Genomic DNA, 23,083 nt, shown 5'->3' with positions numbered 1-23,083 from the left:
CCCGGGCGGTCGGGGTCGGGGCCGGGTCGGGGCCGGGTCACGACCAGTAGACGACCACGGCGTCGCCGACCCGGACCTGGGCGAAGAGCCTCGCCAGGCCGTCGTGGTCACGGACGTTCACGCAGCCGTGCGACGCCCCGGCGTAGCCCCGCGCGGCGAAGTCGCTCGAGTAGTGCACGGCCTGGCCACGCGAGAAGAACATCGAGTACGGCATCTCGGAACCGTAGAGGTGCGAGACGTGGTCGGCGTCCTTGACGTAGACGTGGAAGAGGCCCTCGCGGGTGGGCGAGTACGACGCCCCGAAGCGCACGTCCAGCGTCTGCAGGACCGTGCCGTCCACCACCCAGCGGAGCGTCTGGCTGGTCTTGTCGATGCACAGCACCCGACCGACCTTGCAGCGGGCGTCCAGGGCGCCGGGCTGGTTGCCCAGGTTGTACATCGCGGCGTGGGTCGGGGTCAGCGTCATCTCGTGGAGCCGGTCGAGGGTGCGCCGGTCCACGTCGCCGGTCGCCGGGAAGCCGCGCTTGTCCTGGAAGCCGCGCACCGCCTCGAAGGTTGCCGCGTCGTAGGTGCCGGTGACGTCGCCGTAGAGCCAGTAGATCGCCACGAGCCGGGCCTGCAGGTCGCGGACCTCGTCACCCGTTGCACCAGGGCCGAGCAGCGTGGGGCCCGGCGTGAGGGTCGGCGTCGGCTCCGGTGCCAGCGTCGGGGTGGGCGCCACCGACGGGGTGGGCCGGGCCGAGGGGAGGGGGCTCGCCGGCGGTGTCGCCACGGCCGCGGGGTGGCCGACCGGTGCGGCCCCGGCGCGGCCGGCGTCGTACTGCTTCACGGCCAGGCCGGCGCCGTAGGCGGCGCCGCACAGCAGGGCGGAGACCAGCACGGTCAGGAACAGTGCGCGCAGTGCTCTCATCACGAACTCCCGGGGAAGAGGAAGCCATTCCGAGCTTCCAGTGTCAGCAGGAAGACGCCCGATCCGGGGATTTGGTTGCGCGGGTCGGGTCGTAGTCTTCGCGCGTGGCCCGTGCAGAGCTCGACAAGCAGCCGTCCGACGTCCGACGCATGTTCGACGCGGTCGCGCGCCGCTACGACGTGACCAACGACGTGCTCTCCCTCGGCCAGGACCGGCGGTGGCGGCACGACGTCATCGAGGCCGTCGACCCGCAGTACGGCGAGCGCGTGCTCGACCTCGCCGCCGGCACCGGCACCTCGAGCCAGCCCTTCGCCGACCGCGGTGCCGTCGTGGTCCCGTGCGACTTCTCGCTCGGCATGCTCCAGGTCGGCAAGCAGGCCAAGCCGCACCTGCCCTTCACCGCCGGCGACGGCACGCAGCTGCCGTTCGCCGACGACACCTTCGACGCGGTCACCATCAGCTTCGGGCTGCGCAACATCGTCGACCCGCTCCAGGGCCTGCGCGAGCTGCGCCGCGTCACCCGGCCCGGCGGCCGGCTCGTGGTGTGCGAGTTCAGCCACCCCACCTTCGCGCCGTTCCGCACGGTCTACATGGAGTACCTCATGAAGGCCCTCCCCGCCGTGGCCCGCGCGGTCTCGTCCTCCCCGGACGCCTACGTCTACCTCGCGGAGTCGATCCGGGCCTGGCCGGACCAGCAGGGCCTGGCCGACCTGGTCGCCGAGGCCGGCTGGCAGAAGCCCGAGTGGCGCAACCTCTCGGGCGGCATCGTCGCCCTCCACCGCGCCACGCGGTAGCCCGACCCCGGGGTGCGACGTCCCGGGGCGAGTGGCAGACTGTGTCCTGCGCCACTTAGTGATTCAGTTCACAAAGTCACAATCCGATCGCGACGGCGGTCGGGCGAGGCGCCGGGACAGAGAGGAAACGCTGCGGCATGGAGCTCTACACGCCGGTGCTGGCGCTGGCCCTCCTCGCTGCGCTCTTCGCGGGTGGGTCCGTGTTGATGAGCGCGGCCGTGGGCCCCAAGCGCTACAACCGGGCCAAGCTCGACTCCTACGAGTGCGGCATCGAGCCGACCCCGCAGCCGGTCGGCGGCGGGCGGTTCCCGGTGAAGTACTACATCACCGCGATGCTCTTCATCGTCTTCGACATCGAGATCATCTTCCTCTACCCCTGGGCCGTCTTCTTCGACTCCCTGAAGTTCTTCGGGCTGGTCGAGATGGTCCTGTTCATCGCCACCGTCTTCGTCGCCTACGCCTACGTGTGGCGTCGCGGCGGCCTCGAATGGGACTGAGAGCTGCGATGCACTGCACCTGCCTGCGTTCTCCTCGGTCGACGACCGCTCCGCTGCGCTCCGCACAAAGGTCGCCTTCCCTCGTCGGCCTTGGCATGCACAGCACCTCGCAACTCTCAGTACGGGTAGACCCGGAAGGGGCTTTTTGATGGGTCTTGAAGAGAAGCTGCCGTCCGGCGTCCTGCTGACGACCGTCGAGGGCGTGGCGGGCTACATGCGCAAGGCCTCGTTCTGGCCGGCGACGTTCGGCCTGGCCTGCTGCGCCATCGAGATGATGACCAGCGGCGGCCCCAAGTACGACCTCGCGCGCTTCGGCATGGAGGTCTTCCGGGCCAGCCCGCGCCAGGCCGACCTGATGATCGTGGCCGGCCGGGTGAGCCAGAAGATGGCCCCGGTCCTGCGCCAGATCTACGACCAGATGCCCGAGCCCAAGTGGGTGCTCGCGATGGGCGTCTGCGCCAGCAGCGGCGGCATGTTCAACAACTACGCCGTCGTCCAGGGCGTCGACCACGTCGTCCCCGTCGACATGTACCTCCCCGGCTGTCCGCCCCGGCCCGAGATGCTGATCGACGCGATCCTCAAGCTGCACGACCAGGTCCAGCACGCCAAGCTCGGCAGCAACCGCCTCGCCGAGATCGAGGAGCAGGAGACCGTCGCACTGCGGGCGCTGCCGACCTCCGAGATGAAGGGCCTGCTCCGGTGAGCGACCAGACCCCCGACACCACCCCGGCCACGCCCGCGCCGCGCGACGAGGTCCGCCCCGTCGGCACCCGCCAGGGCATGTTCGGCGTCCGAGGCAGCGGCGACACCAGCGGCTACGGCGGCCTGAACGCGCCGATCGTCTACCCCGGTGACGCCCAGCGGCCCTACGGCGGCTGGCACGACGAGGTCGCCGACGCCCTCGAGGCCCGGCTCGCCGACGACGGCCTGGCCGGGGCGATCGGCCGCGTGGTCGTGCACCGCGGCGAGATCACCTTCCACGTACGCCGCGAGGACCTGCCCGCCGTCGTCCGCCACCTCCGCGACGACCCCGCGCTGCGCTTCGAGCTGCTCTCCGGCGTCAGCGGCGTGCACTACCCCGATGACGCGGGCCACGAGCTGCACGCGGTCTACCACCTGCTCTCGATGACCCACAACCGCCGGATCCGCCTCGAGGTCAGCGCCCCCGACGCCGACCCGCACATCCCGTCCGTGGTGGCGACGTACCCCACCGCCGACTGGCACGAGCGCGAGACGTTCGACATGTTCGGCATCGTCTTCGACGGCCACCCCGCGCTCACCCGCATCCTGATGCCCGACGACTGGCCGGGCCACCCGCAGCGCAAGGACTACCCCTTGGGCGGCATCCCCGTCGAGTACAAGGGCGGCACCATCCCGCCGCCGGACCAGCGGAGGTCGTACAGCTGATGACTCAGGACATCTACGCAGGGACCAGCGACACGACCGAGGGTCGCGTCTTCACGGTCACCGGCCAGGACTGGGACTCCATCGTCGACGGCATCCGCGCCGGCAGCATGGACGAGGCCGACGAGCGGGTCGTGGTCAACATGGGCCCGCAGCACCCCTCGACCCACGGCGTGCTGCGCCTGATCCTCGAGCTCGAGGGCGAGACGGTGACCGAGGCCCGCTGCGGCATCGGCTACCTCCACACCGGCATCGAGAAGAACATGGAGTACCGCTCCTGGGTCCAGGGCGTCACGTTCTGCACCCGGATGGACTACCTCTCGCCGTTCTTCAACGAGATGACCTACGTGCTGGGCACCGAGCGGCTGCTCGACATCGAGGACCAGATCCCCGAGAAGGCCCAGGTCATGCGGGTCCTGCTCATGGAGCTCAACCGGATCTCCTCCCACCTGGTCTGCATCGCCACCGGCGGCATGGAGATCGGCGCGCTGACCGTCATGACGATCGGCTTCCGCGAGCGAGAGCTGGTCCTCGATCTCTTCGAGCTGATCACCGGCCTGCGCATGAACCACGCGTTCATCCGCCCCGGCGGCGTGGCCCAGGACCTGCCGCCCGGCGCCCTCGACGAGATCCGCGACTTCATCGCCCTGATGAAGAAGCGGCTCCCCGAGTACGCCGCCCTCTGCAACGCCAACCCGATCTTCAAGGCCCGCCTGGTCGACGTCGGCCACCTCGACCTCGAGGGCTGCCTCGCGCTGGGCCTGACCGGTCCGCCGCTGCGCGCCACCGGCTACCCGTGGGACCTGCGCAAGACCCAGCCCTACTCCGGCTACGAGGACTACGACTTCGAGGTGCAGACCTGGGACTCGTGCGACTCCTACGGCCGCTTCCGGGTCCGGCTCGCCGAGATGTGGGAGTCGCTGAAGATCATCGAGCAGGCTGCCGACCGGCTCGCCGGCCTCGAGGGCGCCCCGGTCATGGTCGCGGACAAGAAGATCGCCTGGCCCAGCCAGCTGGCGATCGGCTCCGACGGCATGGGCAACAGCCTCGACCACATCCGCCACATCATGGGTGAGTCGATGGAGGGCCTGATCCACCACTTCAAGCTGGTGACCGAGGGCTTCCGCGTGCCGCCCGGCCAGGCCTACGTGCCGATCGAGTCGCCCCGCGGCGAGCTCGGCGCCCACGTGGTCTCCGACGGTGGCACCCGCCCGTTCCGGGCGCACTTCCGCGACCCGTCCTTCACCAACCTGCAGGCCACGAGCGTGATGAGCGAGGGCGGCATGGTCGCCGACGTCATCGTCGCGATCGCGTCCATCGACCCCGTGATGGGAGGCGTCGACAGGTGACCGCCATCGACGACAAGACCTACGCCGAGCTCGAGGACATCGCCGCTCGCTACCCCGAGAAGCGCTCCGGCCTGCTCCCGATGCTGCACCTCGTGCAGTCCGTCGAGGGCCGGATCACGCCCGAGGGCATCGAGGCCTGCGCCGACATCCTCGGCATCTCGGCCGCCGACGTCAGCGGCGTCGCGACGTTCTACACGATGTACAAGCGCAAGCCGGTCGGCGACTACCACGTCGGCGTCTGCACCAACACGCTGTGCGCGGTGATGGGCGGCGACCTGATCTTCGAGCGGCTCAAGGAGCACCTCGACGTCGGCAACGACGAGACCACGGCCGACGGCAAGATCACCCTCGAGCACGTCGAGTGCAACGCGGCCTGCGACTACGCCCCGGTGATGATGGTCAACTGGGAGTTCATGGACAACATGACCCCGGAGTCCGCCACCCGGCTGGTCGACGACCTCCGCTCCGGTGTCGAGGTCACCTCCACCCGCGGCCCGCGCATCTGCACCTGGCGCGAGGCCGAGCGGGTCCTCGCCGGCTTCCCCGACGACCGGGCCGACGAGGGCCCGGGCGCCGGTCCCGCCTCGCTGGCCGGTCTCAGGATCGCCCGCGAGCGCGGCTGGACCGCCCCGGTCTCGGCAGGCTCGACCACCGATGCGACCACGCAGGAGGGCAAGTGAGCCTGACCCCGGTCCTCACCGACAACTGGGACGCCGAGCGCAGCTGGACGCTCGCGTCGTACGAGGAGCACGGCGGGTACACCGCCCTCGACAAGGCGCTCGGCATGACCCCCGACGCCGTGATCGAGGAGGTCAAGGAGTCCGGCCTGCGCGGCCGCGGCGGCGCCGGCTTCCCGACGGGCATGAAGTGGGGCTTCATCCCGCAGGACAACCCCCGGCCGAAGTACCTCGTCGTCAACGCCGACGAGTCCGAGCCGGGCACCTGCAAGGACATCCCGCTCATGATGGCCACGCCGCACACCCTGGTGGAGGGCGTGATCATCAGCTCCTACGCGATCCGGGCCAACAAGGCGTTCATCTACATTCGCGGCGAGGTGCTCCACGTCGTACGCCGGGTGCAGCGGGCCGTGCAGGAGGCCTACCTCGCCGGCCACCTCGGCAAGGACATCCACGGCTCGGGCTACGACCTCGACGTCGTGGTGCACGCCGGTGCCGGCGCCTACATCTGCGGCGAGGAGACCGCGCTGCTGGAGGGCCTCGAGGGCCGCCGCGGCCAGCCCCGCCTGCGTCCGCCGTTCCCCGCGGTCGCCGGCCTCTACGCCAGCCCGACGGTCATCAACAACGTCGAGTCGATCGCGTCCGTGCCCAGCATCATCGGCAACGGCCACGCGTGGTTCTCCTCGATGGGCACCGAGAAGTCCAAGGGCTACGGCATCTTCTCGCTCTCGGGCCACGTCACGACGCCCGGCCAGTACGAAGCCCCGCTCGGCATCACGCTGCGCGAGCTGATCGACCTCGCCGGCGGCATCCGCGAGGGCCACGAGCTGAAGTTCTGGACCCCCGGTGGCTCCAGCACCCCGCTGCTGACCGCCGAGCACCTCGACGTACCCCTCGACTTCGAGGGCGTGGGCGCGGCCGGCTCCATGCTCGGCACCCGCGCGCTGCAGCTCTTCGACGAGACCACCTGCGTGGTCCGCGCGGTGCTGCGGTGGACGGAGTTCTACAAGCACGAGTCCTGCGGCAAGTGCACGCCCTGCCGCGAGGGCACCTGGTGGCTGGTGCAGACGCTGGCCAAGCTCGAGAAGGGCCAGGGCAGCGAGGCCGACCTCGACCTGCTGCTCGACCAGTGCGACAACATCCTGGGCCGCTCGTTCTGCGCGCTCGGCGACGGCGCGACGAGCCCGATCTCCAGCTCGATCCAGTACTTCCGCGACGAGTACCTCGCCCACCTCAGCCACGGCGGCTGCCCGTTCGACCCGGCGGCCTCGACCGCCTTCGCGCCCGCAGGAGCGAACGTATGACGACCACCCCTGACGTGACGACGGACCTCGTCACGCTCACCATCGACGGCGTCCAGGTCAGCGTCCCCAAGGACACCCTGGTCATCCGCGCGGCCGAGCAGGTGGGCGTGCAGATCCCGCGCTTCTGCGACCACCCGCTCCTCGCGCCCGTGGGTGCCTGCCGCCAGTGCCTGGTGGACATCCCCGACGCCGGCAACGGACGCGGCTTCCCCAAGCCGCAGGCCTCGTGCACGCTGCCGGTCGCCGAGGGCATGGTCGTCAACACCCAGGCCACCAGCGAGGTGGCCGACAAGGCGCAGCAGGGCGTCATGGAGTTCCTGCTGATCAACCACCCGCTCGACTGCCCGGTCTGCGACAAGGGCGGCGAGTGCCCGCTGCAGAACCAGGCCATGACCAACGGCCGCGGCGAGTCCCGCTTCTCCGCCGGTGGCGGCGTCAAGCGCACCTACCCCAAGCCGATCAACATCTCCGCGCAGGTGCTGCTGGACCGTGAGCGCTGCGTGCTCTGCGCGCGCTGCACCCGCTTCTCCGAGGAGATCGCCGGCGACCCCTTCATCGCGCTCATCGAGCGGGGTGCTCTCCAGCAGGTCGGCATCTACGAGAAGGAGCCGCTGGAGTCCTACTTCTCCGGCAACACCATCCAGATCTGCCCGGTCGGTGCGCTGACCTCGGCCGAGTACCGTTTCCGCTCCCGGCCCTTCGACCTCGTCTCGACGCCGAGCGTGGCCGAGCACGACGCCTGCGGCTCCGCGATCCGCGTCGACCACCGCCGCGGCAAGGTGATGCGCCGCCTCGCCGGCAACGACCCCGAGGTCAACGAGGAGTGGATCACCGACAAGGACCGCTTCGCGTTCACCTACGCGACGCAGCCCGACCGGCTCACCCACCCGCTGGTCCGCGACACCGACGGCAGCCTGCGTCCGGCGTCCTGGACCGAGGCCTTCGCCGTCGCGGCCCGCGGCCTGAACGACGCCGGTGCGTCCGCCGTCCTGACCGGCGGCCGGGTCACCGCCGAGGACGCCTTCGCGTACAGCAAGTTCGCGCGCGTCGCCCTCGGCACCAACGACATCGACTTCCGGGCCCGCCCGCACTCCGCGGAGGAGGCGGCGTTCCTGGCCGCCGAGGTCGCGGTGACCGGCCCGGAGGGTGGCGCCGTCACCTACTCCGACCTCGAGAGGGCCACCACCGTCGTGCTGGCCGGCCTCGAGCCGGAGGACGAGGCCGGTGCGATCTTCCTGCGCCTGCGCAAGGCCTCGCGTCGTCACCGCACGCGCGTCGTCGCGATCGCCCCGCTCACCACGCGCGGGCTGACCAAGATGAACGGCCAGCTCGTCCCGACCGCACCGGGGCAGGAGGCCGCCGCGCTGGACGCCCTGGTGTCGCACGGGGACTACGGCCTCGACGCCACCGGCGTCATCCTGGTCGGCGAGCGGCTCGCGACGTCGCCCGGCGCGCTGTCCGCCGCCGCCCGCCTGGCCCGCACCACCGGCGCCCGGCTCGCCTGGGTCCCGCGGCGGGCCGGTGACCGCGGCGCCGTCGAGATGGGCTGCCTGCCCAACCTTCTGCCCGGTGGCCGTCCGGTCGCCGACCCCGCCGCCCGTGTCGACGCCGCCACCTCGTGGGGCGTCGTCGGGCTGCCCGAGGCCGAGGGCCGCGACGGCGACGCGATCGTCGCCGCGCTCACCGCCGGCGAGATCGGCGGCCTGGTCATCGGCGGCGTCGACCCCGACGACACGACCGATCCCGCCGCCACCCGCGCCGCGATCGAGGCCGCCCGCTTCGTGGTCGCTCTCGAGCTGCGCGAGACCGACGTGACCCGCGCGGCCGACGTCGTCTTCCCGGTCGCCCCGGTGACCGACAAGGCCGGCCTGTTCGTCAACTGGGAGGGTCGCGTGCGGCCCTTCGAGGCCGTCCTCGGCACGCCCGGCTCGCTGCCCGACCTGCGGGTGCTGTCCGGCATCGCCGAGGAGCTCGCCCAGCTCGGTCGCGGCAACGCGCTCGGCTTCCGTACCGTCGCCGAGGCCCGCGACCAGATCGAGGACATGGGCCCCTGGGACGGCGAGCGCGCCCCGGCGATCGACGTACCCGCCCCGGCGGCGGCCGCCGCCCCGGCCGGCGCGCTGCGCCTCGCGACCTGGAAGCCGATGCTGGACAACGGCTCGCTCCAGGCCGGTGACAAGCACCTCGCCGCCACCGCCCGCGTGCCCGTGGCCCGGGTCAGCCAGGCGGTGTACGACGCCGTCGGGCCGACCGTCACCGTCAGCGGCGACCGCGGCTCGGTCACGCTGCCCGCCGAGGTGGCCGACGTCGTCGACGGCGTCGTGTGGGTGCCCACCAACTCCGTCGGGTCCGGCGTGCTGGCCGGCCTGGCCTCGCCCGGCTCCACCGTGACCGTGAAGGGAGCGGACCTGTGATCTCGACGATCAACGTGCTGGCCGCCGACGACCTCTCGGCCTTCGGCCACGACCCGTGGTGGGTCATCACCATCAAGACCCTGCTGATCTTCCTGGTCCTGGTGCTGCTCACGCTGTTCAACATCTGGTGGGAGCGCCGGGTCGTGGCCCGGATGCAGCACCGGATCGGCCCCAACGTCAACGGGCCCTTCGGCCTGCTGCAGTCGCTGGCCGACGGCGTGAAGCTGGCGCTGAAGGAGGACATCATCCCCAAGGCCGCCGACAAGGTGGTCTTCCTGCTGGCGCCGGTGATCGCGGCCGTTCCGGCCTTCGTGACGTTCTCCGTCATCCCGTTCGGCCCGACCGTGAAGGTGCCGTTCAGCGACGTCCGCACGCCGCTGCAGCTCACCGACATGCCGGTGGCCGTGCTGTTCGTGATGGCCATCGCCTCGATCGGCATCTACGGCATCGTGCTCGGCGGCTGGTCCTCGGGATCGACGTACTCCCTGCTGGGCGGGCTGCGCTCCAGCGCCCAGATGATCTCCTACGAGGTCGCGATGGGCCTGGCCCTCGTCGCGGTCTTCCTCTACGCCGGCTCCATGTCCACCAGCGAGATCGTGGCCGCCCAGGACAAGTTCTGGTTCGGCCTGATCCTGGTCCCGTCGTTCGTGATCTACACGATCTCGATGGTCGGCGAGACCAACCGCGCGCCGTTCGACCTCCCCGAGGCCGAGGGCGAGCTGGTCGGCGGCTTCCACACGGAGTACTCCTCCCTGAAGTTCGCGCTGTTCTTCCTCGCCGAGTACATCAACATGGCGACCGTCTCCGCGCTCGCGACCACGCTCTTCCTGGGCGGCTGGCACGCGCCGTGGGGGCTCATCAACATCTGGCCCGGCGCCGACACGGGCTACTGGCCGGTGCTGTGGTTCTTCGGCAAGGTGCTGTTCTTCATCTTCGTCTTCATCTGGCTGCGCGGGTCGCTGCCGCGGCTGCGCTACGACCAGTTCATGGCGTTCGGCTGGAAGCGGCTCATCCCGATCTCGCTGGTGTGGATCATCGCCGTCGCCACGATCCGCTCGGTGTCGCTCGACGGCGGCGTCGACCGCCAGTACCTCCTGATCGGCATCGGCGTGCTCGCCGTCCTGTTCCTCGCGCTGTTCTTCATCGGCGAGTCCGAGGAGGAGCCGACGGTCGCCGAGACCGAGGAGACCGGGCGGGCCGCGGGCGGCTTCCCCGTCCCGCCGATGCCTGCCGGAGGCGCCGTCCGCGGCGCAGCCGTCCCGCTCACGTTCGAGTCCCGCACGTCCACTGTCGCCGCTGGGGAGGACCTCTGATGGCTGAGTCCAAGGGCATGAAGGAACAGTTCTGGGACCCCATCGCGGGTTTCGGCGTCACCTTCCGCACCATGTTCAAGAAGGTCGTCACCGAGCAGTACCCCTTCGAGAAGCTGCCCACCGCGCCGCGGTTCCACGGCCGGCACCAGCTCAACCGCTGGCCCGACGGTCTGGAGAAGTGCATCGGCTGCGAGCTGTGCGCCTGGGCCTGCCCCGCCGACGCGATCTACGTCGAGGGTGCCTCCAACACCGAGGACGAGCGGTTCAGCCCCGGTGAGCGCTACGGCCGCGTCTACCAGATCAACTACCTGCGCTGCATCCTCTGCGGCCTGTGTATCGAGGCCTGTCCGACCCGCGCGCTGACGATGACCAACGAGTACGAGCTGGCCGACGACAACCGCGCCGACCTGATCTACGAGAAGTCCGACCTCCTCGCGCCCCTCCTGCCCGGCATGGAGCAGCCGCCGCACCCGATGCGGCTCGGCGACGACGAGGGCGCCTACTACCGGGGCCAGTACGCCGCCCCCGCCCCGACCGAGGAGATCGTGCCGTGATCGCCTTCTGGTGCCTCGCACCGATCATGACGCTGGCGGCGCTGGGCATCCTGTTCGTCCGCAAGGCCGTGCACGCCGCCCTCCTGCTGGCCGTGGTGATGATCAGCCTGGCCATCCTCTATGCCGCCCTCGACGCGCCGTTCCTCTTTGCCGTCCAGATCATCGTCTACACCGGCGCGATCCTGATGCTGTTCCTCTTCGTGCTGATGCTGGTCGGCGTCGACGCCTCCGACTCGGTCGTGGAGACCATCCGCGGCCAGCGGGCGCTGGCCATCGTGCTCGGCCTGCTGCTCGGCCTCGTGCTCGTGGTGGCGCTCAGCCAGATCTCGCTGGGCTCGGCCGTGGGCCTGGACACCGCCAACGCCGGCGGCAACATCCAGGGCCTCGCCGCGGTGCTGTTCTCCCAGTACGTCTTCGCCTTCGAGGTCACCAGCGCCCTGTTGATCACCGCGGCCATGGGCGCCATGGTGCTCGCCCACCGCGAGCGGCTCACGCCCAAGCCCACCCAGGCGATGCTGGCCGCCCAGCGCGTCCGCGACTACGGCGAGAAGGGCCTGCACCTCGGCCCGCTGCCGCCCCCGGGCGTCTTCGCCCGCAACAACGCGGTCGACACCCCGGCCCTGCTGCCCGACGGCACCGCCTCGGAGGCCTCGATCAGCCGGGTGCTCGCCGCGCGCGGCACGGTCCGGTCCGCCCCGGCACTCGCCGAGGACATCGAGGGCGTGCAGCGCTCGCTGGCCGGCACGACGGACGACGAGGAGACCGACAAGTGAGCATCACCCCCTACATCGTGCTCTCCGCGATCCTGTTCACGATCGGCTGCGTGGGCGTCCTGACCCGGCGCAACGCGATCGTGGTGTTCATGTGCGTCGAGCTGATGCTCAACGCCTCGAACCTCGCCCTGGCGGCGTTCTCCCGCCAGCACGGCAACCTCGACGGCCAGATCGCGGCGTTCTTCGTGATGGTTGTCGCCGCGGCCGAGGTCGTGGTCGGGCTCGCGATCATCATGACCATCTTCCGGACCCGTCGCTCGGCCTCGGTCGACGACGCGAGCCTGCTGAAGTACTGAGGAGTCCGCCCAGATGTACGCCCTGCACGAAGCCGTGCCGATCCCTGTCGTGGACCCGAGCCAGGCCGACGGCGTCTACGCGCTGCTGTGGCTGGTCGTGGCACTGCCGCTGGCCGGCGCCGCGATCCTGCTCGTCGGCGGCGCGATCGCGCCGAAGCCCTCCGACCGGTTCGGCCACCTGCTCGGCACCCTGCTGCCGATCGGCTCGTTCGCGCTCAGCCTGGTGATGTTCCTCGGGCTGCTCGGCCGCGACGCGGGCGACCGCCAGGTCAGCCAGCACCTCTACACCTGGTTCGAGGTCGGCCACCTCAACGTCGGCATGGACCTGCTCTACGACCCGCTGTCGGCGCTGTTCCTGCTGCTGATCACCGGGGTGGGCTCGCTGATCCACGTCTACTCCATCGGCTACATGGAGCACGACCCGCGGCGCCGCCGGTTCTTCGGCTACCTCAACCTCTTCGTCGCCGCCATGCTGATGCTGGTGCTCTCGGAGAACTACCTCGGCCTGTTCCTGGGCTGGGAGGGCGTCGGCCTCGCGTCGTACCTCCTCATCGGCTTCTGGCAGCACAAGCCCAGCGCGGCGGCGGCGGCCAAGAAGGCCTTCGTCATCAACCGCGTCGGTGACATCGGCATGTCGCTGGCGATCATGCTCATGTTCGTCCAGTTCGGAACGACGAGCTTCTCGGGCATCTCCGCGGTCTCCTCCGGCGCGAGCGACAACGTCCTCAACGTCCTCGGCGTGCTGCTCCTGCTCGGCGCCTGCGGCAAGTCGGCCCAGGTGCCACTGCAGTCCTGGCTGCTCGACGCGATGGAGGGCCCGACCCCGGTCTCGGCCCTGATCCACGCGGCCACCATGGTGACCGCCGGCGTCTACCTCATCACCCGCTCCAACTTCATCTTCGAGCTCGCGCCGACCGCCCAGACCGTGGTCGTGGTCGTGGCCTGCGTGACGCTGCTGTGGGGTGCGGTCATCGGATGCGCCAAGGACGACATCAAGAAGGCGCTCGCCGGATCGACGATGAGCCAGATCGGCTACATGATGCTCGGCGCCGGACTCGGCGTCGGCGGCTACGCGTTCGCGATCTTCCACCTGCTCACGCACGGCTTCTTCAAGGCCAACATGTTCCTCGGCGCCGGCTCGGTCATGCACGGCATGGACGACGACGTCGACATGCGCCACTACGGTGCGCTGCGCAAGGCCATGCCGGTCACGTTCCTGACCTTCGCGATGGGCTACCTCGCGATCATCGGCTTCCCGGGCTTCTCCGGCTTCTGGTCGAAGGACAAGATCATCGAGGTCGCGCTGGCCGACAACTGGCTGGTCGGGCTGTGCGCCCTGCTCGGCGCCGGCGTCACGGGCTTCTACATGACCCGGCTGATGCTGCTGACCTTCATCACCGACAAGCGCTGGGCCAAGGGCGTCCACCCGCACGAGTCGCCGAAGGTCATGACGATCCCGCTCATGGTGCTCGCGGCCCTGTCCGTGCTCGGCGGCCTGATGCTCGCGGGCGGCTGGATCCAGGACTTCCTGTCGCCGGTCGTCGGCACGCCTCCCGAGGAGGACCTGCCGGTCCCGGCCCTGGTGATCTCGCTGCTCGCCGTCCTCGTCGTGGCCGTCGGTGTCGCCACCGCCTGGTTCCTCGTCGGCAAGCGCGACGTGCCCCGCACCGCCCCGCAGGACGTCTCCTTCGTGACCCGCGCGGCCCGCGCCGACCTCTACGGCGACGCGATCAACGACGGCCTCGTGGTCAACCCCGGTCGCCGCCTCGTCGGTGGCCTGCTCGGGATGGACCGCCACGGCGTCGACGGTGTCCTCACCGGCGGCCCGGTCGCGATCGGTGCCGTGGCGCTCACGCTGCGCAAGGTCCAGAACGGCTTCGTCCGCTCCTACGCCCTCTCCCTGCTCGGCGGCGTCCTGCTCGTCGTCCTGGCCCTCCTGGCGGTGAACCTCGCATGAGTTCCTTCCCCTGGCTCACGATCCTGATCGCCGTGCCGCTCGTCGGCGCGCTGCTGGTCGCGTTCGTCCCCAAGGCCCCCGGCTCGGTGCTGCCCAGGCAGCTCGGGGTCGCGGTCTCGCTGCTGACGCTGGCGGTCGCGGTGGTGATCGCCGCCCAGTACGACACCGGTGGCGGCATGCAGCTGACCGAGGACCATGAGTGGATCCACGCGTTCGGCGTCCACTACGCCCTCGGCGTCGACGGGCTCGGCCTGCTGATGATCCTGCTGACGGTCGTGCTCGTGCCGATCGTGCTCGTCGCCTCCTGGCACGACGCCGACTCCTCGAACCCGTCGGCGTTCTTCGCCTGGGCGCTCGCGCTCGAGGGCCTCTCGCTGGCGGTCTTCGCGGCCACCGACGTGTTTCTCTTCTACGTCGTCTTCGAGGCAACGCTGATCCCGGCCTACTTCCTGATCGGCGGCTTCGGTCGTGAGGGCCGGGCCTTCGCCGCGCTGAAGTTCCTGATGTACCAGCTCGGTGGCGGCCTCGTCATGCTGGCCTCGGTCATCGGCCTGTACGTCGTCTCCGCCCAGGCCGGGCGTCCGACGTACCTCCTCTCCGACCTCGCGAACCTCGACATGTCCACCAGCGCCGAGCGGTGGCTGTTCGCCGGGTTCTTCATCGCCTTCGCGGTGAAGGCGCCGCTGTTCCCGCTGCACACCTGGCTGGCCGACACCACCGAGAAGGCCACGCCCGGCACCAGCGTGCTGCTGGTCTGCGTGCTCGACAAGATCGGCACCTTCGGGATGCTGCGCTTCTGCCTCGGCCTGTTCCCCGAGGCCTCCAAGTGGGCCACGCCGGTCGTCTTCGCGCTCGCGCTGATCTCCATCGTCTACGGCGCGCTCATCGCCATCGGCCAGGACGACGTGCTGCGCCTGATCGGCCTCACCTCGCTCAGCCACTTCGGCTTCATCACCCTGGGCATCTTCGCCTTCAGCTCGCAGGGCGGCTCCGGCGCGATCCTCTACATGGTCAACCACGGCATCGCGACTGCGGCCATGTTCCTCATCGCCGGCTTCCTGATCCAGCGCAAGGGGACGTCCCTGATCAGCCAGATGAGCGGACTGGAGAAGACCGCACCGGTCCTCGCCGGCACCTTCCTCATCGCCGGCTTGGCCACCCTGGGCCTGCCCGGCCTGAGCCAGTTCGTCTCCGAGATCCTGGTGCTGATCTCCGCCTTCGACCGGGCCTGGTGGGCCGGCGCGATCGCGGTCAGCGGCATCGTCCTCGCCGCCGTCTACGTCCTGTGGATGTACCAGCGCACGATGACCGGCCCCGGCTCCCCGGACGACGCTGCCAACGTGGGCGTGCGCGACCTCGACCGCCGCGAGCTGGCGGCCGTCGTGCCGCTGATGATCGGGCTCGTGCTCTTCGGCTTCGTGCCCGGCCCGCTGCTCGACGTCAGCAACCCGACCATCGACACCCTGCTCCAGCACACGGGCGTCAGCGACGACGAACCCGTCGTACCCGCTGCCGGGTCCGGCACGGCTGAGGAAGGCCAGCAGTGAACAGCCTCGTCATCCCCCTCGTGGACCCGCTCGTGGACACGGTCTTCACCAAGCCCCACATCGAGTACGCCCAGCTGTGGCCGATGCTCCTCGTCTTCGGCGTCGCCTGCGCTGGCGTCCTCGTCGAGGCGTTCCTGCCGCGCGAGCGTCGGTACGTCGTCCAGGCCGCCCTCGCGGTGGCCGGGCTCGTGGCCGCCCTCGTCGGCACCGCCTTCGTGGCCTCGGACCTCCCCAACCTCGGCAACGGCGCCGCCCGCGGCCTGATCGCGGCCGAGGGCACGATCGTGGTCGACGGCCCGACCGTCTTCTTCTGGGGCCTGATCCTGCTCTTCGCGACCGGCGGCGTGCTGCTCTTCGCCGAGCGCCGGCTCGAGGGCGGCGTCTCGGCCTTCGCCGGCCAGGCCGCCGCGCTGCCCGGCACCGAGGCCGAGCGCCAGGCCTCCACCCAGGGCCTGGACCACACCGAGGTCTACCCGCTGCTGATGTTCGCGGTCGGCGGCATGCTGCTCTTCCCGGCCGCCAACGACCTGATCACGATGTTCGTCGCGCTCGAGGTCCTCTCGCTCCCGCTCTACCTGCTGTGCGGCCTGGCCCGGCGCCGGCGCCTGCTCAGCCAGGAGGCGGCGCTGAAGTACTTCCTGCTCGGCGCGTTCTCCTCCGGCTTCTTCCTGTACGGCGCCGCGCTGGTCTACGGCTTCGCCGGCTCGATGCAGCTCTCCGACATCAACGAGGCCGTCCGCAACGACACCGACAACTCCGCGCTGTTGCTGATCGGCATGGGCATGCTCGCCGTCGGCCTGCTCTTCAAGGTCGGTGCCGCGCCGTTCCACGCCTGGACCCCCGACGTCTACCAGGGCGCCCCGACCGCGGTGACCGGCTTCATGGCCGCGTGCACCAAGGTCGCCGCCTTCGGCGCGATGCTCCGGCTCTTCTACGTCGCCTTCGGCTCCGACCGCTGGAGCTGGCAGCCGATGCTGTGGGTCATCGCGATCCTGACGATGGTGGTCGGCGCGGTCCTCGCGGTCGTGCAGACCGACGTGAAGCGGATGCTGGCCTACTCCTCGGTCGCCCACACCGGCTTCCTCCTGACCGGCGTCCTCGGCGTCCAGAGCGCCGCTGACCTCGCCGACGGGCAGGTGACGTCGCTGCAGGCCGTGCTGTTCTACCTGACGACGTACGGCTTCGCCATGATCGGCGCCTTCGCCGTGGTCACCCTGGTCCGCGACTCCGGCGGCGAGGCGACGCAGTTCGCGCGCTGGGCCGGCATCGGGCGGCGCTCGCCCCTGCTCGGCGGCCTGTTCGCGTTCTTCCTGCTGTCGATGGCCGGCATCCCGCTGACCGCGGGCTTCGTGGGCAAGTGGGCGGTCTTCACCGTCGCCCTGTCCGCCGGAGCCTGGCCGGTCGTGATCTCCGCGGTGCTGTGCAGCATCGTCGCCGTGTTCTTCTACGTGCGGGTGATCGTGCTGATGTTCTTCGTCGAGGGAGAGGGCGAGGTGGCCGCGGTCGCCAAGCCCTCGCTGCTGACCTCCGGGACCATCCTGGTGGGCGTCGCCGCCACCTTGGTGCTGGGCGTCGTCCCGGGCCCGGTTCTCACGCTCGCGGCGCATGCAGGAGAATTCATCAGGTGAGCACCTCTGACCTCGCGCTTCCCGTCACCGACGTGGCCCTCGAGACCCGCCTGCGTGACCGGATGGCGGAGGTCGAGAAGGCCCTCGCCGGCCACGTGCAGTCCCGCGCCCCGTTCGTGACCGAGGCCGCCAGCCACCTCATGGAGGCCGGCGGCAAGCGGTTCCGCCCGCTGCTGGTCCTGCTCGCCGCCGAGTGCGGCGACCGCGCCGGGTCCGACGAGGTCGTCACGGCGGCGTGCGTGGTCGAGCTGACCCACCTCGCCTCGCTCTACCACGACGACGTCATGGACGAGGCCGACCTCCGCCGCGGCGCCCCGTCGGCCAACTCGCGCTGGGACAACCACGTCGCGATCCTCACCGGCGACTTCCTCTTCTCCAAGTCCTCCGAGCTCACGGCCGAGCTCGGCCCCGACGCCGTCAAGATCCAGGCGCTGACCTTCACCCGGCTCGTCGAGGGCCAGATCATGGAGACGGTGACCCCCGGTCCCGGGGAGGACCCGCTCGCGCACTACCTCGACGTGGTCGCCGGCAAGACCGGCTCCCTGATCGCCACGTCGGCCCGCTACGGCGCACGCTTCGGCGGCGCGTCCCGCGAGGTCGAGGAGGCCCTCACGGCGTACGGCGAGATCGTCGGCAGCGCCTTCCAGCTCTCCGACGACATCCTCGACATCGCCTCCGAGTCCGACGAGTCCGGCAAGACGCCCGGCACCGACCTCCGCGAGGGCGTGCCGACCCTGCCCGTGCTGATGGCCCGCGCGTCCCAGGACCCCGCCGACGCCCGCCTGCTCGAGCTGCTCGACGCCGACCTGACCGACGACCAGGTCCACGCCGAGGTCCTCGACCTGCTCCGCAAGCACCCGGCCATGGACGAGGCCCGCGCCTACGTCATCGCCCGCGCGCAGGAGGCGAAAGCGCTCCTGGCGGTGCTCCCCGACGGTCCGGTCCGGGAGGCCCTCGAGGCGTTCGCCGACATCGTGGCGGTCCGCTCGGCCTGAGCTGGGCGACCGTGTCGACGCGTCAGGCGGTGCTCGCGACGACCGTCAGCCGCAGCTGACGGCGGCGGTGCGTGACGAGCTCGACGGTGAAGATGGCCAGGGCCACCCACACCAGGACGAAGCCCGCCCACCGGCCGGCGGGCATGTCCTCGTGGAAGTAGAGGACGCCCAGCGCGAACTGAAGGATCGGCGCGAGGTACTGCAGCAGCCCCAGCGACACCATCGAGACGCGTGTGGCGGCCGCACCGAAACAGATCAGCGGGATGGCGGTCACGATGCCCGCGCTGGTGATCAGCAGCGCGTGCGGCAGGCCGTGGGTGCCGAAGTTGGAGTCCCCGTGCGCCACCAGCCAGCCGATGTACAGCGCGGCGCAGGGCGCGACCAGGCTCGTCTCCAGGGTGAGGCTCTCCACCGCGCCGACATTGGCGGTCTTCTTGGCCAGGCCGTAGCTGCCGAACGAGAAGGCCAGCACGATCGCGACCCAGGGCAGGTGCCCGTAGTCGAGCGTGAGCACGCCGACCGCCGCGCCGGCGACCCCCATCGCCACCCACTGCAGGGGACGCAGCCGCTCCCCGAGGATGAAGACGCCCATCAGCACGGTCACCAGCGGATTGATGAAGTAGCCCAGCGACGTCTCGACGACCCGCCCGTTGTTGACGCCCCAGATGTAGGTGAACCAGTTGACCGTGATCACGGCCGCGGCGAGTGCCAGCAGGGTGAAGACCCGCCGATCGCGCAGCAGCGCGCGGAACTGCGTCGTACGTCGCAGGGCGACGACGAGCAGCCCCATGGTGACCACCGACCAGAGCAGCCGGTGCGCGAGGATCTCCATCGCGCCGGCCGGCTCGAGCAAGGGCCAGTAGAGGGGGAAGGCGCCCCAGATGCCGTAGGCGGCGACCCCCAGTGCCAGCCCGCGTCGCGATTCTCCCACCGCAGCAGTCTAGGTCGGGGGTGGGGTCCGCCCCGCATCGAGCGGTCCGGGTGGTTTGGCGCTGGCAGGTGATGGGCAGATACGGCTCAGAGAACACACTCACAGCATCCAGGGGGAAACACATGCGGATCCACCGCGTCATCATCGGGCTCGTCGCCCTCGTCATCGCCGTCGCGATGACGCTGGTCGTCGGGACTGGCGCCGAGGCAGCCGACAAGCCGAAGCACGAGGTCATCGCGAAGGGCATCGAGCCCACGCCGAACAAGTTCTTGATCAAGGGGCAGGTCAAGCCGACCTACGCCAACGCGCCGCTGGTGATGGAGAAGAAGGACTGCGGCTCGTGCGACTGGCACGCCTGGAAGAAGTTCTCGACCCACGACGACAGCCACTACAAGCTGCGCGTCTACGGCCCGGGCAAGGGCAGCCAGAAGACCTGCTACCGCGTGAAGGTCCCGCCGACGCAGAAGTTCGCGCTCTCGCGCTCGCAGGTGCTCTGCATCGTCAAGCTCTGACGCACCGGCAACGACGAAGGGCCTCTCCTCTCGGGGGGAGGCCCTTCGTGCTGTCCACGGCGGATCAGCGTCAGACGACGGTCCAGGTGTCGCCGCCGCCGATGAGGGCCGCCAGCCGGTCGGAGGGCTCGCCAGGGGCGGCGTCACGGGCGGTGGCGATCTGGCCGCGGGCTCCGTCGTCGTACGACGGGCGCTCGACCTGGCGGAAGATGCCGATCGGCGACTGGTTGAGGTAGCCGGAGTCGGTGAGCCGCGAGATCGCGAAGGCGGTCGTCGGGTCGGGGTTGTGGGCGTCGTGGACCAGCAGGGCGTCCGCGGCGACCTCGCCGTGCCCGGTGCCGACGGTGACGACCTTGACGCCGCCACCCTCGGCGTCGCGGACCAGGCCCTTGCTGCCCTCCACTCCGAACCGGATCGGCTCGCCGTGGACCAGCGGGATGATCGCGTCTGCCTTGGTGTCGTTGTTCTTGATCGCGTCGAAGGCGCCGTCGTTGAAGATCGGGCAGTTCTGGTAGATCTCGACGAACGAGGTGCCGCGGTGGGCGGCGGCCGCGGACAGCACGTGGGTGAGGTGCTTGCGGTCGGAGTCGATGGTGCGTGCCACGAAGGACCCTTCGGCGCCCAGCGCCAGCGAGACTGGGTTGAAGGGGTGGTCGAGTGAGCCCATGGGGGTGGACTTGGTGATCTTGCCGGCCTCGGAGGTGGGGGAGTACTGGCCCTTGGTGAGTCCGTAGATGCGGTTGTTGAACAGCAGGATCGTCATGTTGACGTTGCGGCGCAGGGCGTGGATGAGGTGGTTGCCGCCGATGGAGAGGGCGTCGCCGTCGCCGGTGACGACCCAGACCGACAGGTCCTCCCGCGCGGTGGCGATGCCGGTGGCGATGGAGGGGGCGCGTCCGTGGATGGAGTGCATGCCGTAGGTGTCGAGGTAGTAGGGGAACCTCGAGGAGCAGCCGATGCCGGAGACGAAGACGATGTTCTCGCGGCGGAGTCCGAGCTGCGGCAGGAACCCCTGGACGGCCTTGAGGACGGCGTAGTCGCCGCAGCCGGGGCACCAGCGGACCTCCTGGTCGGAGGTGTAGTCCTTGCCGGTCTGGGGCTCGTCGTTGGTGGGCACGCCCTCGACGCCGGAGCGGAGTCCGGGGAACGGGAGCTCGGTAGACGTGGTCACTTGCCCACCTCCTGGGTGGTCAGGGTTGCGGAGAGGTCGACGTCCACGCCCTCGGCCTGGGAGACGAGCTCGCCGATGGCCTCGGCGAGCTCGGCCGCCTTGAGGGGCAAGCCGCGCACGTGGTTGTAGCCGATGGCGTCGACGAGGTACTTGCCGCGGATCAGCAGGGACAGCTGGCCGAGGTTCATCTCGGGCACCAGCACCTTGTCGTAGCGCTTGAGGATCTCGCCGAGGTCGTTGGGGAACGGGTTGAGGTGGCGCAGGTGGGCCTGGGCGACGTTGAAGCCGGCCTTGCGGACGCGGCGTACGCCGGCGCCGATCGGGCCATAGGTCGACCCCCACCCGAGGACCAGGACCTTCGCCTCGCCGGAGGGGTCGTCGACCTCCATCGGTGGCAGCGAGTTGGCGATCCGGTCGACCTTGGCCTGGCGGATGCGGACCATGAAGTCGTGGTTGGCCGGGTCGTAGGCGATGTTGCCGTGCCCGTCGCCCTTCTCCAGGCCGCCGATGCGGTGCTCGAGGCCGGGCGTGCCCGGGATCGCCCACGGACGCGCGAGGGTCTCCTCGTCGCGGAGGTAGGGCCAGAACTCGGTGGCCTCGCCGTCCTCGCCGCTGCCGTGGTTGTGGCCGGTGGCGAAGGCGGGGTCGATGACGGGGAGGTCGGCGATCTCGGGGATCCGCCATGGCTCGGAGCCGTTGGCGAGGTAGCCGTCGGAGAGCAGCATGACCGGGGTGCGGTAGGTCACCGCGATCCGGGCGGCCTCCAGGGCGGCGTCGAAGCAGTCGCCGGGTGACTGCGGGGCGACGATCGGGACGGGCGCCTCGCCGTTGCGGCCGAACATCGCCTGGAGCAGGTCTGCCTGCTCGGTCTTGGTCGGCAGGCCGGTCGACGGGCCGCCGCGCTGCACGTCGACGACCAGCAGCGGGAGCTCGGTCATCACGGCCAGGCCGATCGCCTCGGACTTCAGGGCGATGCCCGGGCCCGAGGTGGTGGTGACGCCGAGGGAGCCGGCGAAGGAGGCGCCGATCGCGGCACCGATGCCGGCGATCTCGTCCTCGGCCTGCAGCGTGGTCACGCCGAACGCCTTGTGCTTGGACAGTTCGTGGAGGATGTCGGAGGCCGGGGTGATGGGGTAGGACCCCAGGAAGATCGGCAGCCCGGACTGCACACCGGCCGCGACCAGCCCGTAGGCCAGGGCCAGGTTGCCGGTGATGTTGCGGTAGGTGCCCGCGGCCATGGGGGCGGGCTTGATCTCGTAGGAGACCACGAACGTCTCGGTGGTCTCGCCGAAGTTCCAGCCGGCCTTGAAGGCGGTGATGTTGGCGTCGCGGATGTCGGCGACCTTGGCGAACCGCTTCTCCAGGAACGTGATCGTCGACTCGATCGGGCGGCCGTACATCCAGGACAGCAGGCCCAGGGCGAACATGTTCTTCGCGCGGGCGGCGTCCTTGCGGGACAGGCCGAACTCCTTGACCGCCTCGACGGTCATGCCGGTCAGGTCCACGGGGTGCACGGCGAACTCGCCCAGCAGGCTCCCGGCGTCGCCGATGCTGTCGAGCGGGTTGGCGGTGTAGCCGGCCTTGGTCAGGTTGCGGGCGGTGAAGTCGTGGGTGTCCACGATGATCGTGGCGCCCTTGGGCAGGTCGCCCAGGTTGGCGCGCAGCGCGGCGGGGTTCATCGCGACCAGCACGTCCGGGGCGTCGCCCGCGGTCAGGATGTCGTGGTCGGCGAAGTGCACCTGGAACGACGAGACACCCGGCAGCGTGCCCTGGGGAGCCCGGATCTCCGCGGGGAAGTTGGGCAACGTCACCAGGTCGTTGCCGAAGACCGCCGACTCCTGCGTGAACCGGTCGCCGGTCAGCTGCATCCCGTCACCGGAGTCGCCGGCGAACCTGATGATCACGCGGTCGAGCTGCTTGACCTGCTTTGTCACCGCAGCATCCCTACTTCCTTGACCCAGTCGAAACACGTTCCAGTCCGGGGCGCCCACAGCGGGGGCCCGGCTCCCCACGATACCGGGGAGGCACGGGGTGGCGGACGGTGCTTCCGGGGGTGG

The 23,083-nt window shown here is 70.3% G+C and carries 21 protein-coding genes; 17 read left to right on the top strand and 4 right to left on the bottom strand.

Annotation, left to right across the window (positions count from 1 at the left end):
- Positions 1–37 precede the first annotated feature (37 nt).
- On the bottom strand, positions 38–910 hold the full coding sequence (locus tag FB382_RS17220; RefSeq protein WP_182540930.1) for a peptidoglycan-binding protein: 873 nt from the start codon (positions 908–910) through the stop codon (positions 38–40).
- A 104-nt stretch (positions 911–1,014) separates the two neighbouring features.
- Here FB382_RS17220 and FB382_RS17215 point away from each other — a divergent pair, with 104 nt between their 5' ends.
- From FB382_RS17215 to FB382_RS17140, 16 genes are all read left to right on the top strand, one after another.
- Complete coding sequence (locus FB382_RS17215; protein WP_182540929.1) at positions 1,015–1,704, top strand: demethylmenaquinone methyltransferase; 690 nt, start codon at positions 1,015–1,017, stop codon at positions 1,702–1,704.
- Positions 1,705–1,841: 137 nt separating this feature from the next.
- A complete protein-coding gene (locus FB382_RS17210) occupies positions 1,842–2,201 on the top strand; it encodes an NADH-quinone oxidoreductase subunit A (protein WP_182540928.1) in 360 nt (119 codons plus the stop codon).
- 148 nt (positions 2,202–2,349) lie between these two features.
- Positions 2,350–2,904, top strand: a complete 555-nt coding sequence (locus tag FB382_RS17205) for a NuoB/complex I 20 kDa subunit family protein (protein ID WP_182540927.1) — start codon at positions 2,350–2,352, stop codon at positions 2,902–2,904.
- Entirely contained in the window at positions 2,901–3,608 is a 708-nt protein-coding gene (locus FB382_RS17200; RefSeq protein WP_182540926.1) for an NADH-quinone oxidoreductase subunit C, read from the top strand. Before FB382_RS17205 ends, FB382_RS17200 begins: the two co-directional genes overlap by 4 nt.
- Positions 3,608–4,954 carry an NADH-quinone oxidoreductase subunit D gene (locus FB382_RS17195; RefSeq protein WP_125036592.1) on the top strand — a complete coding sequence of 449 codons (1,347 nt, stop codon included), beginning with the start codon at positions 3,608–3,610 and terminating at the stop codon, positions 4,952–4,954. Before FB382_RS17200 ends, FB382_RS17195 begins: the two co-directional genes overlap by 1 nt.
- Positions 4,951–5,634: an NADH-quinone oxidoreductase subunit NuoE gene (gene nuoE, locus FB382_RS17190; protein ID WP_182540925.1), complete on the top strand. Its 684-nt coding sequence runs from the start codon at positions 4,951–4,953 to the stop codon at positions 5,632–5,634. Before FB382_RS17195 ends, nuoE begins: the two co-directional genes overlap by 4 nt.
- Complete coding sequence (nuoF, locus tag FB382_RS17185) at positions 5,631–6,935, top strand: NADH-quinone oxidoreductase subunit NuoF (protein ID WP_182540924.1); 1,305 nt, start codon at positions 5,631–5,633, stop codon at positions 6,933–6,935. Before nuoE ends, nuoF begins: the two co-directional genes overlap by 4 nt.
- Complete coding sequence (locus tag FB382_RS17180) at positions 6,932–9,349, top strand: NADH-quinone oxidoreductase subunit G (protein ID WP_182540923.1); 2,418 nt, start codon at positions 6,932–6,934, stop codon at positions 9,347–9,349. Before nuoF ends, FB382_RS17180 begins: the two co-directional genes overlap by 4 nt.
- Positions 9,346–10,662: an NADH-quinone oxidoreductase subunit NuoH gene (gene nuoH, locus FB382_RS17175; protein ID WP_343055654.1), complete on the top strand. Its 1,317-nt coding sequence runs from the start codon at positions 9,346–9,348 to the stop codon at positions 10,660–10,662. Before FB382_RS17180 ends, nuoH begins: the two co-directional genes overlap by 4 nt.
- Positions 10,662–11,216, top strand: coding sequence for an NADH-quinone oxidoreductase subunit NuoI (gene nuoI / locus FB382_RS17170; protein ID WP_125036588.1), 555 nt, complete (start codon positions 10,662–10,664; stop codon positions 11,214–11,216). The genes nuoH and nuoI overlap by 1 nt, the downstream gene beginning before the upstream one ends.
- On the top strand, positions 11,213–11,989 hold the full coding sequence (locus FB382_RS17165; protein WP_182540922.1) for an NADH-quinone oxidoreductase subunit J: 777 nt from the start codon (positions 11,213–11,215) through the stop codon (positions 11,987–11,989). Before nuoI ends, FB382_RS17165 begins: the two co-directional genes overlap by 4 nt.
- On the top strand, positions 11,986–12,285 hold the full coding sequence (gene nuoK, locus FB382_RS17160) for an NADH-quinone oxidoreductase subunit NuoK (RefSeq protein WP_125036586.1): 300 nt from the start codon (positions 11,986–11,988) through the stop codon (positions 12,283–12,285). The genes FB382_RS17165 and nuoK overlap by 4 nt, the downstream gene beginning before the upstream one ends.
- A gap of 13 nt (positions 12,286–12,298) precedes the next feature.
- Entirely contained in the window at positions 12,299–14,242 is a 1,944-nt protein-coding gene (gene nuoL / locus FB382_RS17155; protein ID WP_182540921.1) for an NADH-quinone oxidoreductase subunit L, read from the top strand.
- Positions 14,239–15,789: an NADH-quinone oxidoreductase subunit M gene (locus tag FB382_RS17150; RefSeq protein ID WP_182540920.1), complete on the top strand. Its 1,551-nt coding sequence runs from the start codon at positions 14,239–14,241 to the stop codon at positions 15,787–15,789. The genes nuoL and FB382_RS17150 overlap by 4 nt, the downstream gene beginning before the upstream one ends.
- A gap of 83 nt (positions 15,790–15,872) precedes the next feature.
- The gene (gene nuoN / locus FB382_RS17145; RefSeq protein ID WP_220481859.1) at positions 15,873–17,417 is read left to right on the top strand and encodes an NADH-quinone oxidoreductase subunit NuoN; all 1,545 of its coding nucleotides are present in this window, start codon (positions 15,873–15,875) and stop codon (positions 17,415–17,417) included.
- Entirely contained in the window at positions 17,414–18,412 is a 999-nt protein-coding gene (locus tag FB382_RS17140; RefSeq protein WP_343055653.1) for a polyprenyl synthetase family protein, read from the top strand. The genes nuoN and FB382_RS17140 overlap by 4 nt, the downstream gene beginning before the upstream one ends.
- 22 nt (positions 18,413–18,434) lie before the next feature.
- Here FB382_RS17140 and rarD read toward each other — a convergent pair whose 3' ends face one another.
- Positions 18,435–19,343 (bottom strand): EamA family transporter RarD, encoded by a 909-nt coding sequence (gene rarD / locus FB382_RS17135; RefSeq protein ID WP_343055652.1) that lies wholly within the window; start codon positions 19,341–19,343, stop codon positions 18,435–18,437.
- Between the two features lie 122 nt (positions 19,344–19,465).
- On the opposite strand from rarD, the gene FB382_RS17130 reads away from it, so the two are divergent.
- Positions 19,466–19,855 carry a hypothetical protein gene (locus FB382_RS17130; protein WP_182540918.1) on the top strand — a complete coding sequence of 130 codons (390 nt, stop codon included), beginning with the start codon at positions 19,466–19,468 and terminating at the stop codon, positions 19,853–19,855.
- 70 nt (positions 19,856–19,925) lie between these two features.
- Here FB382_RS17130 and FB382_RS17125 read toward each other — a convergent pair whose 3' ends face one another.
- Together FB382_RS17125 and FB382_RS17120 are read right to left on the bottom strand one after the other, a co-directional pair.
- Positions 19,926–21,026: a thiamine pyrophosphate-dependent enzyme gene (locus tag FB382_RS17125; RefSeq protein ID WP_182540917.1), complete on the bottom strand. Its 1,101-nt coding sequence runs from the start codon at positions 21,024–21,026 to the stop codon at positions 19,926–19,928.
- The gene (locus tag FB382_RS17120; RefSeq protein WP_182540916.1) at positions 21,023–22,960 is read right to left on the bottom strand and encodes a 2-oxoacid:acceptor oxidoreductase subunit alpha; all 1,938 of its coding nucleotides are present in this window, start codon (positions 22,958–22,960) and stop codon (positions 21,023–21,025) included. Before FB382_RS17120 ends, FB382_RS17125 begins: the two co-directional genes overlap by 4 nt.
- Positions 22,961–23,083 lie beyond the last annotated feature (123 nt).

The organism is Nocardioides ginsengisegetis (genome assembly GCF_014138045.1).
In the GTDB taxonomy this organism is placed as follows: Bacteria; Actinomycetota; Actinomycetes; order Propionibacteriales; family Nocardioidaceae; genus Nocardioides; species Nocardioides ginsengisegetis.
The sequence above is the reverse complement of the archived record's forward strand: the minus strand, read 5'-3'. Positions and strand labels throughout refer to the sequence as shown.